General features: G+C 52.6%; 18 protein-coding genes. 7 read left to right on the top strand and 11 right to left on the bottom strand.

Annotated elements, in window-relative coordinates; all coding sequences use genetic code 11:
• Window positions 1–13: 13 nt before the first annotated feature.
• The 4 genes from MHH78_RS13520 to lpdA all read right to left on the bottom strand — a co-directional run bounded on the left by MHH78_RS13520 (window position 14) and on the right by lpdA (window position 5,547).
• Window positions 14–1,453, bottom strand: a complete 1,440-nt coding sequence (locus MHH78_RS13520) for a dihydrolipoamide acetyltransferase family protein (protein WP_341167706.1) — start codon at window positions 1,451–1,453, stop codon at window positions 14–16.
• Window positions 1,454–1,808: 355 nt separating this feature from the next.
• Window positions 1,809–2,795: an alpha-ketoacid dehydrogenase subunit beta gene (locus tag MHH78_RS13515; RefSeq protein WP_341167705.1), complete on the bottom strand. Its 987-nt coding sequence runs from the start codon at window positions 2,793–2,795 to the stop codon at window positions 1,809–1,811.
• A 3-nt stretch (window positions 2,796–2,798) separates the two neighbouring features.
• Window positions 2,799–3,830 (bottom strand): thiamine pyrophosphate-dependent dehydrogenase E1 component subunit alpha, encoded by a 1,032-nt coding sequence (locus MHH78_RS13510; RefSeq protein ID WP_076086471.1) that lies wholly within the window; start codon window positions 3,828–3,830, stop codon window positions 2,799–2,801.
• A 295-nt stretch (window positions 3,831–4,125) separates the two neighbouring features.
• On the bottom strand, window positions 4,126–5,547 hold the full coding sequence (gene lpdA, locus MHH78_RS13505) for a dihydrolipoyl dehydrogenase (protein WP_341167704.1): 1,422 nt from the start codon (window positions 5,545–5,547) through the stop codon (window positions 4,126–4,128).
• Window positions 5,548–5,714: 167 nt separating this feature from the next.
• On the opposite strand from lpdA, the gene MHH78_RS13500 reads away from it, so the two are divergent.
• The gene (locus tag MHH78_RS13500) at window positions 5,715–6,020 is read left to right on the top strand and encodes a DUF2627 domain-containing protein (RefSeq protein ID WP_076086477.1); all 306 of its coding nucleotides are present in this window, start codon (window positions 5,715–5,717) and stop codon (window positions 6,018–6,020) included.
• 488 nt (window positions 6,021–6,508) lie between these two features.
• Here MHH78_RS13500 and MHH78_RS13495 read toward each other — a convergent pair whose 3' ends face one another.
• Genes MHH78_RS13495 through MHH78_RS13480 form a run of 4 tightly spaced genes read right to left on the bottom strand, consistent with a single transcriptional unit; the run spans window position 6,509 to window position 10,606 of the window.
• Window positions 6,509–6,754 (bottom strand): hypothetical protein, encoded by a 246-nt coding sequence (locus tag MHH78_RS13495; protein WP_341167703.1) that lies wholly within the window; start codon window positions 6,752–6,754, stop codon window positions 6,509–6,511.
• A gap of 53 nt (window positions 6,755–6,807) precedes the next feature.
• Window positions 6,808–8,655: an ABC transporter ATP-binding protein gene (locus MHH78_RS13490; RefSeq protein ID WP_341167702.1), complete on the bottom strand. Its 1,848-nt coding sequence runs from the start codon at window positions 8,653–8,655 to the stop codon at window positions 6,808–6,810.
• Window positions 8,636–10,378, bottom strand: a complete 1,743-nt coding sequence (locus MHH78_RS13485; RefSeq protein WP_341167701.1) for an ABC transporter ATP-binding protein — start codon at window positions 10,376–10,378, stop codon at window positions 8,636–8,638. The genes MHH78_RS13490 and MHH78_RS13485 overlap by 20 nt, the downstream gene beginning before the upstream one ends.
• An 18-nt stretch (window positions 10,379–10,396) precedes the next feature.
• On the bottom strand, window positions 10,397–10,606 hold the full coding sequence (locus MHH78_RS13480) for a hypothetical protein (RefSeq protein ID WP_341167700.1): 210 nt from the start codon (window positions 10,604–10,606) through the stop codon (window positions 10,397–10,399).
• 182 nt (window positions 10,607–10,788) lie between these two features.
• On the opposite strand from MHH78_RS13480, the gene MHH78_RS13475 reads away from it, so the two are divergent.
• Window positions 10,789–11,358, top strand: coding sequence for a thymidine kinase (locus MHH78_RS13475; protein WP_341167699.1), 570 nt, complete (start codon window positions 10,789–10,791; stop codon window positions 11,356–11,358).
• A 73-nt stretch (window positions 11,359–11,431) separates the two neighbouring features.
• Here MHH78_RS13475 and MHH78_RS13470 read toward each other — a convergent pair whose 3' ends face one another.
• A complete protein-coding gene (locus tag MHH78_RS13470; protein ID WP_341167698.1) occupies window positions 11,432–11,686 on the bottom strand; it encodes a hypothetical protein in 255 nt (84 codons plus the stop codon).
• A gap of 15 nt (window positions 11,687–11,701) precedes the next feature.
• Window positions 11,702–12,220, bottom strand: coding sequence for a DinB family protein (locus MHH78_RS13465; protein WP_341167697.1), 519 nt, complete (start codon window positions 12,218–12,220; stop codon window positions 11,702–11,704).
• A gap of 137 nt (window positions 12,221–12,357) precedes the next feature.
• Here MHH78_RS13465 and MHH78_RS13460 point away from each other — a divergent pair, with 137 nt between their 5' ends.
• The 5 genes from MHH78_RS13460 (at window position 12,358) to MHH78_RS13440 (ending at window position 14,412) form a co-directional block, all read left to right on the top strand.
• Complete coding sequence (locus MHH78_RS13460; RefSeq protein ID WP_341167696.1) at window positions 12,358–13,023, top strand: hypothetical protein; 666 nt, start codon at window positions 12,358–12,360, stop codon at window positions 13,021–13,023.
• Entirely contained in the window at window positions 13,007–13,531 is a 525-nt protein-coding gene (locus MHH78_RS13455) for an accessory gene regulator B family protein (protein WP_341167695.1), read from the top strand. The genes MHH78_RS13460 and MHH78_RS13455 overlap by 17 nt, the downstream gene beginning before the upstream one ends.
• Window positions 13,528–13,647, top strand: coding sequence for a cyclic lactone autoinducer peptide (locus tag MHH78_RS13450; RefSeq protein ID WP_209871137.1), 120 nt, complete (start codon window positions 13,528–13,530; stop codon window positions 13,645–13,647). Before MHH78_RS13455 ends, MHH78_RS13450 begins: the two co-directional genes overlap by 4 nt.
• A gap of 21 nt (window positions 13,648–13,668) precedes the next feature.
• Window positions 13,669–14,004 (top strand): LytTR family DNA-binding domain-containing protein, encoded by a 336-nt coding sequence (locus tag MHH78_RS13445; protein ID WP_341167694.1) that lies wholly within the window; start codon window positions 13,669–13,671, stop codon window positions 14,002–14,004.
• 234 nt (window positions 14,005–14,238) lie between these two features.
• On the top strand, window positions 14,239–14,412 hold the full coding sequence (locus tag MHH78_RS13440) for a sporulation histidine kinase inhibitor Sda (RefSeq protein WP_083685839.1): 174 nt from the start codon (window positions 14,239–14,241) through the stop codon (window positions 14,410–14,412).
• 100 nt (window positions 14,413–14,512) lie between these two features.
• Here the strand turns inward: MHH78_RS13440 and MHH78_RS13435 are convergent, their stop codons facing one another.
• On the bottom strand, window positions 14,513–14,821 hold the full coding sequence (locus MHH78_RS13435) for a hypothetical protein (RefSeq protein WP_036698353.1): 309 nt from the start codon (window positions 14,819–14,821) through the stop codon (window positions 14,513–14,515).
• Window positions 14,822–14,868 lie beyond the last annotated feature (47 nt).

The raw sequence follows: 14,868 nt of genomic DNA, 5'->3' as shown, positions 1-14,868 counted from the left end.
GCAGCCGCCTTACTTAGTAGAGCTTCGTCTCCGGGGTGTAGCCTTCCACATTATCCTTCACGCGCTGCAGGAACCGTCCGCTGATGACTCCGTCCAGAATCCGGTGATCCAGCGACAGGCAGATATTCGCCATCGAACGTACGGCAATCATATCGTTGATGACGACAGGCTTTTTGACAATGGATTCAAAAGTCAGAATTGCCGCCTGCGGATAGTTGATAATCGGGTAAGACAGAATCGAGCCGAACGAGCCGGTGTTGTTCACCGTGAACGTACCGCCCTGCATATCGTCCAGGCGCAGCTTGCCCTCCCGTGTCTTGAGTGCCAGTTCGTCGATCTCGCGGGCCAGCCCGGCGACATTCTTCTGATCGGCTTTTTTGATGACCGGCGTCATGACGGAATCCTCTGTGCCTACGGCCAGCGAGATGTTGATGTCGCGTTTGACGATGATTTTGTCAACGGCCCATACCGAGTTCATGATCGGGTAATCCTTGATTGCACTGACCACCGCCTTCATCAGAAAAGCGAGATAGGTCAGGTTAATGCCCTCTTTGCGCTTGAACTCATCCTTCAGCTTGTTGCGCAGCACCACCAGATTGGTCACATCGACCTCGATCATCGTCCAGGCATGCGGGATCTCCGAGACGCTCTGGCGCATTCTGGTAGCAATCGTATTACGGATCGGCGTAACGTCGATCAGATATTCCGAGCTGCTGCCCCGTCCGCCTTCGATCTCAATCGTCGGAATCTTCGGCGATTCGCTGAGGTGCAGGCCGGAATTGCGCACCGGCTGAAATTCATCCTGAACCGGCTGGAACACAGGCTGCTGCGCAGCGGGTGCAGGGGGGGCGTCAGGTACAGGCGCAGCAGCAGGGGCTGCTGCGGGTGCCGGCGGCTGGACGGAGACGCCGTTCTCCAGGAACGTGAGCACATCCTTGCGTGTGATACGTCCGCCCAGGCCGGTGCCCGGCACGGCCGCCAGGTTGATGCCGTGCTCGGCGGCCAGCGTCTGCACAGCCGGAGAGTAACGGGCCCGCATTGGAGCTGCGGCGTCATAAGCCGCAGCGGGCATGGGCGGCCGCGCGGCGGCGTGGGCCGCCTGCGGGGCAGTGCCGCCTGCCGCAGCCGGGGCAGCCGCTGGGGCTGGGGCGTCACCGGAAGCTGCCGGTGACGGGGCTGCAGCGGCTGGCGCAGCGGAGCCAGCCACTGCGATGCGGGCGATGATCTCGCCGACGCTGACCGTCTGGCCCTCTTCGGCCAGCAGCTCGGCCATCGTGCCGTCCACTGTGGCCGGCAGCTCTGCGTTCACCTTATCGGTGATCAGTTCGCAGATCGGCTCATATTGCTCTATCGGATCGCCCGGCTGCTTGAGCCACTTCCCGATGGTCGCCGAGACCAGCGATTCAGCCAGCTGCGGCATAATTACATCCGTCAGCGTTGTATTGTCAGACATAATGTCACTCCTTAATGGTTTGTAAGCGTGGACTTCTTGAATTTACTTCGTACAAAACTAGCATCGGAAGCATAGGCTTTGTTTTGTAAGCATTAGCCTCCTGGCCCCCGAACGGATAGTCAGCCATCAAATCCTGCACTAAATGCAACATTCGCTCATACAAATCTGCCCAAAATCAAAAATGTTGCTCAAAACGCAGCAATTCTCTTCATTCGGGCGGCTAAGCGGACATATTGTTGTATTTCCTGCAGCATTCTGCCTAATCCACTATTTATTTCGTATCTAAAGCTGCACTTTCTGCAACATTCTTGCCCGGGTCCCAGTCGCGGTGTCCAGGCAGGATGAATTATTGAACTTAGTACTGCGCCAGACGCAGCATCTCAGCCTTGACCTTGTCCTTGCTGAGCAGGAAGAATTTCTCCATCGGCGGTGAGATCGGCATCGCCGGGACATCGGGTCCGCACAAGCGGAAGATTGGCGCATCGAGGTCGAACAGACAATGCTCGGCGATGATCGCCGCCACTTCAGCGCCGATGCCTCCGGTCTTGTTGTCCTCATGGACAATCAGCACCTTGCCGGTCTGCCGGACAGCGGCAATAATCGCCTCGCGGTCCAGCGGCTGGAGGGTGCGCAGATCCAGAATATGCGCGGTGAGGCCATGCTCCTTCTCCAGCTCCTCAGCAGCCTGCATCGCAAAATGCAGCGGCAGGCTATACCCGATCACCGTAATATCGCTGCCTTCACGCAGCAGATTCGCTTCACCAATCGGCACTGTGTAGTCGCCTTCCGGCACATCGCCCTTGATCAGCTTGTAGCACTTCTTGTTCTCGAAGAACAGCACCGGATCAGGATCGCGGACAGCGGACTTGAGCAGGCCCTTGGCATCTGCAGCCGAATAAGGAGCCACAATCTTAAGTCCCGGCGTGCCGAAGAAGATCGACTCCGGACACTGCGAGTGGTACAGCCCGCCGAAGATGCCGCCGCCGATCGGCGCACGGATGACGACCGGACAGTTCCAGTCATTATTGGAACGGTAGCGGATTTTGGCGGCTTCGCTGATAATCTGGTTCGTTGCGGGCAGCATGAAATCCGAGTATTGCATCTCGGCAATCGGCTTCATGCCGTACATTGCAGCACCGATAGCCACCCCTGCAATAGCAGATTCCGCAAGCGGTGTGTCCAGCACCCGTTCTGCGCCGAACTGCTCCTGCAAGCCTTTGGTTGTTGTGAAGACGCCGCCCTTCACGCCGACATCCTCACCCAGCACGAACACCGACTCGTCACGTTCCATCTCTTCCTTCATCGCCAGCCGGATTGCATCGATATATTCCATCATCGCCATGGCTTAAGCGCCCCCCTTCAGGCCGGATTCATCGTAGACATGCAGCAGCGTATCTTCCGGTTTCGGGAACGGCGCATTCTCCGCGTAGGTTATAGCCTCTTTCAGTTCAAGATTATATTCGGCAGCCAAATCACGCTCCTGCTCATCACTCCATAGACCGAGTCCGGTCAGATAGGTGCGGAACGCGGCGATGCCGTCTTTTGCCCAGTTCTCATCGACTTCCTCCTGGGTCCGGTAAGCCAGATCATTATCCGAAGTGGAGTGCGGCGACAGGCGGTACATCATCGCTTCAATCAGGGTCGGGCCTTCACCGGCAAGCGCACGTTCCCGGGCCTCCTTCACCACACGGTAGACCTCCAGCGGATCATTGCCGTCCACCCGGATGCCGGGGAAGCCGTATCCGAGCGCACGGTCGCTGACCTTGCCGCCAAGCTGCTTGTGGGCCGGAATCGAGATGGCATACTGATTGTTCTGGCAAAAAATAATCATAGGCAGCTTATTCACACCGGCAAAGTTACACGCTTCATGGAAATCCCCCTGGTTGCTGGAGCCTTCCCCGAAGGTAACGAAGGAGACGAACTTCTTCTTCTGCATCTTCGCCGCCAGCGCGAAGCCTGCCGCATGCGGAACCTGGGTCGTGACCGGGCTTGAGCCCGTTACAATCCGCAGGCGCTTGCTGCCGAAGTGGCCCGGCATCTGCCGGCCGCCGCTGTTGGGATCTTCCGCCTTGGCGAAGACGGAGAGCATCAGCTCGCGCGTGGTCATTCCGACAGAGAGGACAAACGCATAGTCCCGGTAATAGGGCAGGAAATAGTCATTCTCCCGGTCCAGTGCAAATGCCGCCGCGACCTGTGCCGCCTCCTGCCCGATGCCGGATACATGGAAATTGATCTTGCCCGCACGCTGCAGCAGCAGACTGCGCTCATCATATTTCCGTCCGAGCTGCATGAATCTGTACATATCGATAACCTGGCCGTCTGTGAGTCCAAGCTGCTTATGTCTGTTAACGGTGTCTACAGTACCTTGGGATTCCATATAAGAGGTACCTCCTAAAAAGTATTGCCGGCGCTCAGCTTCCAGCCCCGCTATCTCTAACAGGTTCAGGATGCGTCCGTCAGGCGGGTTGACCCTAATACTAAATATATATGCCCTGATCCTATCACCAGGTACTAAATCCATTATAATCTTTTTCGTGGCAAAAAGAAAAGCCAAAATCCCTCCGCCAAGGCAAGGCTCTGGAACCGAACAAATATAGCCGGTATGGAGCGATATCGGCGCATTACGCGCCTTCCGCTCCCTCCGGCCTTCTTGTTAAGCTCTCTATCGCACGCTAGAATCCGATTGCTCTTCCATCCACCGCCAGCATCGCCTCGCCCAGCACCTCCGACAGTGTCGGATGAGCATGTACAGCCTCCCCGACCTCCCAAGGTGTAGCATCCAGGATCTGGGCCAGCGCCGCTTCGCCGATCAGATCGGTCACATGCGGGCCGATCATTTGCACGCCGAGGATATCCCCGTTCTTCGCGTCAGCCACCACCTTCACGAAGCCGTCCTTCATGCCGTAGACAATGGCTTTGCCGATGGCGGAGAACGGGAATTTGCCGGTCACCGTCTCACGGCCGAGCTCCTTCGCTTCCTTCTCTGTGTAACCGACACTTGCCACTTCCGGCCGTGTATAGACACAGCGGGGAACCAGATGAGTCTCATAAGGATGGAGCGATTCGCCCGCCAGATGGTTGACCGCACGGATGCCTTCATGGCTGGCCGCATGGGCCAGCTGCAGTCCGCCAATACAGTCGCCAATCGCATAGATATGCGGTTCACCCGTCTGCATATTGGTATTCACCGCAATGACACCTGTATCGAAACGGATATCTGTATTTTCCAGTCCGAGATTCTCGATGTTCGCCACGCGTCCCACGGATACGAGCAGCTTATCAGCCGATAGACTCTGGCTCTGCTCCCCCTTGCGGGCTTCAATCGTAATCCCTGTCTCCGACACTGTGCAGGTCTCGGCATCCACCGTTGTTCCGGTGAGCACCCGGACTCCGCGTTTCTTCAGCAGACGCAGCAGCTCGCGGGCCACCTCTTCATCCTCCTGTGGCAACAGCTGCCCGGCTGCCTCGACGACAGTCACCTGCACTCCGAAATCAGCCAGCATGGATGCCCACTCCACTCCGATTACCCCGCCGCCCACAATAATAATCGAGGCCGGTAGCTCCTCAAGCGTAAGCGCCTCTTCACTGCTCAGAATCACCTTGCCGTCAGGCACCAGACCAGGCAGAACGCGCGGACGCGAGCCGGTAGCAATGATGAGATTCGTAGAGACCACGGTCTCCATCTCGCCATTCTCCAGTTCTACAGCTACAGCGCCGCTTCGCGGGGAGAAGATCGAAGGCCCGATGATCCGGCCTTTGCCCTTCAGCACCTGAATCTTGTGCTTGCGCATCAGATACTGCACCCCCTGATGTAGCTGCTCTACTACCGCTTCCTTGCGCTGCTGCACTTTGGGGAACACCAGCTTGGTGCCCGTAGTCTCTATACCATAGCTTTCGCTCTCGTTGATTTCAGCCAATACCTCTGCACTGCGCAGCAGTGATTTGCTGGGAATACAGCCGCGGTGCAGGCAGGTTCCGCCCAGCTTGTCCATTTCAATAACGACAACGGATTTGCCCAGCTGCGCAGCGCGGATCGCTGCCACATAACCGCCGGTGCCTCCCCCAAGTATCGCCACATCACAGGTCATTGTCATGATATGTATCCTCCAGTCATTCCTCTTGAATTCAGTTCAATCTATTATATTGTACTCTCTTTCGGGAGTAATTCAAAACTTATAAACGTCATGTATTCATGGACTTTTGCAGGTTAAAGCGTTATCATATGGGTGAATTCAAACGGCTGCGAAGAGGAGCGACTGTGATGAAACTGCTGATTTCACGCTTCATTGCCATCCTTATTCTGGTGATCCCCGGCCTCCTGGCGATGACGGGCTTCCTTATGATGAAAGATGATCTGTTCAACTATTTCGCGATGCATGGAGACGACTCGGTCGTTCCGGTGTTCGCGTGGCTGCATTTCGGCGGCGGCCTGCTTTTATTCCTGGCGGGCATGACCTTCCTCGGCGGCTGGATTCTGACCCGTGACCGCAAAAAGAACTACGTTGGCCCCCGCTTCAGGGAGAAGCAGCAAGCACAGCAGCCCCCGTCCTCCGAAGCCCGCTCCTAATTATATTCCATTGAAACAGGGGATGCCTCAAGCCATGAACGAACCGGCTGCTAAGGCATCCCCTTGTTGTTAGCTATCGAACTTTTAACTGGAGGACTCCCGGTTCACACCAGACGCCGCGTGAACCGCACGCTGTACTCTGTGAGAGTGCGCTACGAGTCTGTCGCTCAATTGCTACGTGCCTGTTACTTAAGTGCAGTTTGTACAACTAAAATGCTCGGATCAGGCCCATTGTGAGTTTTAGCTGCACTTCGTACACTTATAAATCTCTACATTGCGTTTAAAGACTAATGTGCCTGATCTTAGTTGTACGGAATACATCTATGCCAGCTTATTCGTTAATCCGCAGCATTATAGCTGCACGAAATACAACTATCCGCGAGATAAGAGATACGGTTCACAGGTATGTGGTACGATATTAGAGCTTACCAACAGCACAATTGCACAATGTACAACAGAAAAGGGTAATCTCCAGCAGAATTCAAAAGCTATTGCACTTCGTACAGTAGAATTCGAACAACCCCCACTTTTCTGCTCAAATCAGCAAAATCTAATGTACCAAATACAGTAGAATACCATTTTCCACTCAAAAATGAGATTTCTACTGCACAAAATACAGTTACCTTACCAATTCCACCGCCGTAGCCTCTACGTACAACCTTCAACGCAAGGGTGAGCATTAGCGTGAGCATCAGCATTAGCGTGAGCATCAGCGCCAGCATCAGCGCCAGCATCAGCGTTACACTTCATTGCCTCACCCTCACCATGCCTCAACCATCCCTCATCCTTACTCCCCAGCCGCTTCCTTACTTCCCCGCACCAGCTGACTATAGAGGCCGCCCTGCCGGAGCAGCTCCTCATGCGAGCCCTGCTGAAGCAGGCGTCCGCCCTCAAGCACCAGAATGCGGTCGGCTGCGCGGATCGTGCCCAGCCGGTGGGCGATCACGAAGCTGGTCCGGCCACGCATCAGCGCCTGGAGCCCTTCCTGAATCTTGATCTCGGTCACCGTATCGATGCTGCTCGTCGCCTCATCCAGCACCAGCATAGACGGATTCGCCAAAATTGCCCGGGCAATAGCCAGCAACTGCTTCTGTCCCTGGCTGATACCGCTGCCGTCCACAGACAGCATCCGGTCGTAGCCGTCCTGGAGTCTCATGATGAAGGCATGGGCATTGGCCAGCTTCGCAGCCTCCTCCACCTCTTCATCGGTTGCATCCAGCCGGCCGTAGCGGATATTATCGCGGATCGTACCTTTGAACAGGAAGGAGTCCTGGAGGACGAAGGCCATATGGCTGCGCAGACTCTCACGGGTGACCGTTGACAGCTCCCGCCCGTCCAGCGTAATGCTGCCCCGGCTCGGATCGTAGAAGCGGGACAGCAGGCCGATTAGCGTCGTTTTTCCAGCACCGGTAGGTCCGACCAGCGCAATCATCTCACCGGGCTTCGCTTCAAATGAAATATCCTGCAGCGTATCTGCCCCCCCATCATAGGAGAAGGAGACCTCCGAGAACTTCACAGCGCCCTCAACATGCGCAAGCTTCACCGCCGCGCCCTCATCCCGGGCCTCCGTCTCTTCATCCAACACCTCGAAGACGCGCTCCGCACCGGCGATCGCCGACAGCAGCGTGTTCCATTGGTTCGCCAAATCATTCAGCGGCCGGGTGAACTGGCGGGCATATTCGGCAAAAGCGATAATAATCCCCACCGTCACCAGCCCGCGGATCGCAAGCAGCCCCCCGACTCCGGCCACGATGGCAAAGCTCAGATTGTTCAGACCATTCATCAGCTTGGGAATGAAGCCTGAAATCGCTTGGGCCCAATACCCCGACAGCATAATCCGTGTATTGCGCTCTCTGAAGCCGGTAATCACCCGCTCCTCCTGCGAGAAGGCTTTGATAATCCGCTGCCCGGACAAGGTCTCTTCGATGAACCCGTTCAGCTCACCCATATTCCGCTGCCGCTCCTTGAACAGCGGTCCGGTCCGCCGGGTAATCCAGCGCATCCCCAGCATCATCAGCGGCACCACAATGAAGGTTAGCAGCGTCAAGAGCGGGCTGAGCCATAGCATTACGCCAACCGTTCCCACCAGCGTCAGAATACTGGAAAAAATCTGAATCGCCGAGCTGTTCAGCGTCGAGCTGATATTCTCGATATCATTGGTCAGACGGCTCATAATCTCTCCCTGCTGCCTGCGGTTGAAGAAGGAGATCGGCAAGCGGTGCAGGTGCGAGAACAGATCCGTCCGCATCCGGTAGACCGTCTCCTGGGCCACTTCGATCATCCAGACATTTTGCAGCCAGGAGACCAGGGAATTCAGCAGGTAGACGAGCGCCAGCACCAGCAGGAAGAGGCCCCACGTTCTGCCGCCCTCCCCGCCCAGATAGTCGTCCACTGCCCGGCTGATCAGGTAGGGTCCAAGGAGCGACAAAGCTGAGCTTAGTAGAACCATGAACAGCACAAGTATCAGCTTTGTCCGGCGTTCAGCGAGATAACTCCATATGCGTCCTAATGTGCCAGACCAGTTCTTGGCCTTCGCCTTCGGCTTCCGGCTGCCCATCGCCCCGAAGACCTTGGCTTCGCCGTGGCCTACATCCAGCTTCGGATAGCGGAACGGCTCAATGAGTGCTTTGAACATGCTGCCCCTCCCCTGTCTGCGATTGATAGATTTTGCGGTACAGCGCGGATTGGTCCATTAATTCAGAATGGGTCCCCTGCGCAATCAGCCGGCCTTCGTCCAGCAGCAGAATCAGATCCGCCGAGGCGGTGGAACTGATTTTCTGTGTGATCAGGAAGGTCGTGCAGGATAACTTCTTCAGCTCCGCCAGTAAAAGCCCCTCCGTCACCGCATCAAGCGCACTGGTGCTGTCATCCAGAATCAGGATCGCCGGTCTGCGCACCAGCGCCCTTGCAATGCTCAGACGCTGCTTCTGCCCGCCCGACAGATTAACTCCGCGTTGCCCAAGGGCAGTATCGTAGCCCTGCGGCAGCCCGGCAACTGTGTCATGAATCTGCGCTGCCGCTGCTGCCTGCTCAATCTCTGCCTGACTCGCCGCTGCATTTCCCCAGGCTATATTCTCCCGGATCGAGCCGGTGAATAGCAGTACCTCCTGAGGTACATAGCCAATCGAACCCCGTAAGGTCTGCATATCCATCTCTGTATGCTTCTGTCCGTCCACCAGGATGGTCCCGCTGCCGCATTCATATAGCCTGGGAATCAGCGTTACCAGAGAGGATTTGCCTGAGCCGGTCGCGCCCATAATCGCCACGCGTTCCCCCGGCTGCACTGTGAAGGAGATATCGTCAAGCACCTTAATATCACTGCCGGCATAACTGAAGCTGACCTGCTGGAATTCAACCTTGCCTTGAACAGCTGACGCAAGACCTTCTCCAGAAGCCATACCCAGCTCGCCCGGGCCATCGCTTGCCGCCATCACTTCAGTGACCCGTCCCGAAGACGCCCGTGCGCGGGAGAAGCTGACCATAATCCAGGATAGCGCTGACAGCGCTCCCATTGTCCGCAGCGAGTAGTTAATGACAGCAACCGTCTGCCCCAGCGTCGCATCCCCTGTAGAGATCTCTATCCGCCCAAACCATAACACGGCCAGAATACCGGCGTTGACGATGATCATAATGAACGGGGTTGAGGTCTCGGTAAGCCGCAGCGCAGCAATAGTCGATCTCATCAGCTCTCCGCTGAATGTTGCGAACCGTCCAATCTCATGGCCCATCCGCACAAATACACGGATCAGCCGGATTCCGGTCAAATTCTCCTGAATCACACCATTCACGCCGTCGAGCCGGCTCTGCACATTGCGGAACAGCTCGGACGCTCTGCGCATCAGCCAGATCATGAAAATCACCAAAAACGGCAGCGTCACGGTCAGCAGCAGCCCCAGCTTGATATGTACAACAAGCGCCATAATCACGCTTCCGATCACAACCAGCGGAATACGGGTAATGAACCGTAGCCCCATGAATATCGTATCCTGAATTTGTGTTACATCCCCGGTAAGGCGGGTGATCAGGGACGAGGTAGGGAAGCGGCTAAAAATATCGTAAGAGAACGACTGTACCTTTTCATACAGCTTGTCACGCAGGTCGAATGCAAACCCCTGACTGACATGCGACGCAAAAAAGGAGCTGAGTATTCCCGCCAGAAACGCCACAGCGGCACTCCCTACCAGCACCCCGCCCCACAGCCAGACGACAGCCGTGTCCTGTTGCCGGATACCGTCATCAATGATTTTGGAGATCAGCAGCGGCTGCGACAGCTCCACGGCCAGCTCAATCAGCATCATGACCAGCGCGGCAATGGCGGCGACACGGTATTTTTTAAGAAAAGTCAACATTAGCTTCATCGAAGATACCCCATTTGCTTATTCGTAGAGCGCATCCCGCAGGCGGGTAGACATGGCAGAGCCTTGTCCCGACTTCAAAATGACCCGGCGCAGTGCCTTGTTGCTGCGGTTAAGCTCGGTGAGCTCGGCCAGCATGTCTTCCAGTAAATTCTCCGTATCGGGGATGAGCTCCCCCTTCTCCTTCAGCGCATGGATCTGTTCCTTATATTGCTCCAATTTCTCTGTCACCTGACTAACTTCCCTTCTGTTCACTATATTACCCTGCTGAAGACACAATTGCGTTCATTATAGCACATCCCGGGCGGAAGCAATGTTTGCACTGGCTACTCCGGCCCCGAGTATGATACTCTAGTAAGGTCGATTTTTTGGTCGTGTAGCAGATTAGCTGAACAGTGAAAGGATAGATGGACGTGGCACAATTATTTTTCAGGTATGGAGCTATGAACAGCGGCAAATCCATTGAGATTCTCAAGGTTGCACATAATTATGAAGAGCAGGGCAAGTCGGTGCTCCTCTTCACACCTTCCATTGATAACCGGGATGAAGTGGGATACATCTCCTCCCGGATCGGACTGCGCAAGCAGGCCATTCCTATCGACGAGCAGACCGATATCTACAGCATTGTCAGCAGCAGTCTGCCGAAGCCGCACTGTGTACTGATAGACGAGTGCCAGTTCCTGAGCAAGGAGTGCATCCTGCAGCTGGTGCGTATTGTGGATGAGCTTGACATTCCGGTGATGGCCTTCGGCCTCAAAAATGATTTCCAGAACAATCTGTTCGAAGGCAGCAAATATATGCTGATCTACGCCGACAAGATCGAAGAAATGAAGACCATCTGCTGGTTCTGCGCACGGAAAGCCACCATGGCGCTGCGGGTCGAGAACGGCAAGCCGGTATACAGCGGCAAACAGATCCAGATCGGCGGCAATGAAGCCTATTACCCGGTCTGCCGTAAATGCCACAAGAATCCTCCATTGTAAAATACCCTAAAACAGAACATTAAAACGCACTCCAGCCCTCAACAGGCCAGAATGCGTTTTTTTGTGTGCCAGTCTATTGAACCGCTTGAAGCGCCCTGTGCTCATCCTCCTTACGGACGAACAGATCATGCTGGATCGTAGCCTTCCCACCGAAGTTAGCACGCCGTGTGGTCTCTCTCATTCCGCCATTAATCCGGGAACGGTGCGGGATGCCTGCTGCTGCAAGGCGGCTTTTGACCCGGAGATATTGTCCCTGATCGAAAGTGGAGTACACTAGTGTGCGCTCCCTCGGGACGAAGAAATGCCAGATGCCGCTTAGTAAGCCCACATGCGTCACCTCCCTTTAGTTCAGATAACGTTCACGTAGAATACGCAGATGATGCAGCTCATGTCCGATGATTAGACAAAGCTGAGCTCGCACAGACATGGCAGTCCCGCCAAAATTCCCTGTACGGGTATAGTCGTCCTCCGCAAGACTGTCTGCCAGCGCCAAGGTGGACTCGCGGACGATCCGGTAGTGCGCAATCATCTCTTGCAGCGTGAAGCGGTCGAACGCCCCGGCAGCCGCATAATCATTCTCTTCATAGCCCGGAAGCGGCGCCTGTTCTCCCCTCGCAAAACACAGCAAGCGGTAAGACATAATACGGTCATTATCCGTCAGATGCCCTAGCATTTCCTTGATACTCCACTTCCCGGGGGCATAGCGGTAGGCCCCTTGCTCCTCTGTCAGCCCGCCAAGCAGAGCCAGCACCTCCTGAGTCTGCTCTCTTAGAATGACGCGAAGTTCTCCTTCCGGCGGCACCAGTGTAATATATCTGGACTGAAATTCGGTATACTCTCCTTGCGCAGGACGCTGATTCATGGTAAAAACCCCTCTCCAAACCAATTTTTAAGAAATATTTGCCGGATTGTGTCAAAACCTGTTGTTGTATCTTAGCCTATTATGTATAATATCACCAGGATTACAGATTTGTTAATCTATTTCCCGGGAGTGTAAGCATGCTGGATTTTGTGCTTTATATGGTATTTTCTATTTTAGAAACATCAGCAATGTTTTATTTGGCTTTCAAGGTCTTTAAGATTGATGTTTATCCTGTGGAAATGATATTTGCTTCTACATTAATGGCATTTGTCTCGTTTGTTCTCCGTAATGACTATGAAATGGTGCTAACAGATGTATTCTTTCAATATTTATTGACCTTCTGCTTTATCTGGCTTTTATTTCGAATTCATATTTTTTACGCTGTTTCTATGACAGGCCTGACATACCTTGCCTATATGTTCATTCAATCCTCATGCTATCTCTTTATGAAATTAATAGGACTGTATCAAGTTGGATTACCTTATACGTCAATAGCTGTATATATCCTTCAATTTATTTCTGCTACCACAGCTATAACTATTGGAACTTATATCGGCAAGAAGAAAAAAGGATTTGACTTTGTGCCTGACAAACAAAATGTCAAAGTTAAAATTGAACTACGTGAAATTAAAATTTTAATTCTAAGTGCACCCTCCTTAATCTTTGTTATATTATTGGTGATCCTAACAGAAAAATATTCACAATATTTCTTCCTTATGCCCATGATTTATGCTGTTTTGCTCTATGCTTACCTATATCTTTCATATAAAAAGGATCGAACGCACAATGAATTTATTAGCTAATCGAATTGCAGTCACAATTAAAAATGCTAATCCCGAGGAAACTCATTCCATAGAAATCATGCAATATGCGCTTGGCATTATCTTAAATACGTTGTTAATCATAGTAAGTACAGCAGTTTTAGGCCTTATTGCCGGCCGTTTAACAGCATGTTTAACCTTTCTGTTAAGCTTCTGTTTCCTTCGTCTCGCCTCTGGCGGGTTTCATTTAAAAATAGCTATGGCATGTAATATTGTCACTACTTTATTAAGTACCCTACTCCCTTCTTTAATCGCATTTTCAGAATTCGGCCTTTGGATTGCTAACTCAGCCAGTTTACTCATCATGATTTTATTCGCTCCAAACCCTGATAAAAACGCAAGAATCCCCGCTTCAATTTATCCTATTTTGAAGTTGGTTTCTATAGTAATGGTCTCCTCTAATTTCTTTCTTCAATCAACTGTGCTAGGATTGGCCTTTTTGGTCCAGTCATTAACAGTAATTCCCTGGACAAGGAGGCAGACACATTGAGAAAAACGATCGCAAAACAGCTTTCATCCGCTCTTGCCGGATCAGCGCGTTTTTTTGTTTCAATCATGAAACCAGCGATTCACAGCCCAGAAGCACCAAAAGAATTACGTAAGTAATTACACAAGGATGGGGAGTACATGCGTGTCTTACTAAACGACGGCTCATCCCGCAATATTGAGGATGAGGAGATATTGTATTTCTCTAACCATAAGAATACGATATTTGTCCATACGAAAGAAGGCGAATTTGTTCTCCCTACCACTCTTTCCGATTTGTACATAGCTTACGGAGAAATGGGCTTTGAACGTCTTGACCGCAGCAATGTAGTCAACATTGGCAATATTGACGGTTATGATCCGGAACGGAAGATTGTTCTGTTCAATCAAGGGGAACAATTTGCAACGGTATCTGAATCCAAGGAACCACGTATCCGCAGATTTCTGGCTTCGCATAAGAACGAACCACAGTCATAGAGTGTAAAGAGAGCAGCGATCCTTTTTATAGGTTCGCTGCTTTTTTGTAGTCATGAAAGGCTACGAGAAACAAAATCAACTATTATCACATATTATCCAACTTATGTAAAGATAAATTCAGAGGGCGAATGACAGCAGACGGATTATATTCCAGATGGTACCATTTACATAGAAGCATTTCATTAATATCTTGATTATCTTTTCCACTACTCTCAACCATGATGGAGGAATACAATGGATACTTACTTTCATCCTTCTCCGCGCCCCTCATCACTTGAGCTATTGTCTGACGAACAATTAATGAACATCTACGAATTGGCGCTGGAAGCCAAGGCTTCACCGGATTTTATCCAGATTATCAGGAATGTTCTCACCACGCGGAATCTTTCAGGTACCCAACATCATTAGAATGCGAAGCTCTCCACCCATAGGATATACCTCCACAGATGCCAAAAAACCATCCTCCACAATGTGCGGGGATGGTTTTTGGTGTGTAACAAGCTTACGCCTACTCGATAATTTCGGTCTTGAACACATTCTCCAGCTTCCCGCCAAGCCGCTTCTTGAGGGGAACCTTGATATCGCGTCCCAGCTCCTTGAAGAAGGTCTCGGCATCACATTTGACGTTCTGGGCCATAGCAATCACGGTTCCATCGGCAACGATATTCTGATTCACTTCAAGCGGCACATCTACTTCAATATCGTATTTTTTGGTCAGTGTCTTGATGTATCTTGCAAAAATCTCCAACAGCTCTTCGTTGTTGAAATTCTCGATGGCCGCTTTCCCTTTGCTGGTGAACTTCATATTGATTCTCATGTTTCTTATCCCCTTTTCTGTCTAACCATTTGTAGTTTGTTTATGGA

This window comes from Paenibacillus sp. FSL H3-0333 (assembly GCF_038002805.1).
Lineage (GTDB): Bacteria > Bacillota > Bacilli > Paenibacillales > Paenibacillaceae > Paenibacillus_AQ > Paenibacillus_AQ silagei.
The sequence above is the reverse complement of the archived record's forward strand: the minus strand, read 5'-3'. Positions and strand labels throughout refer to the sequence as shown.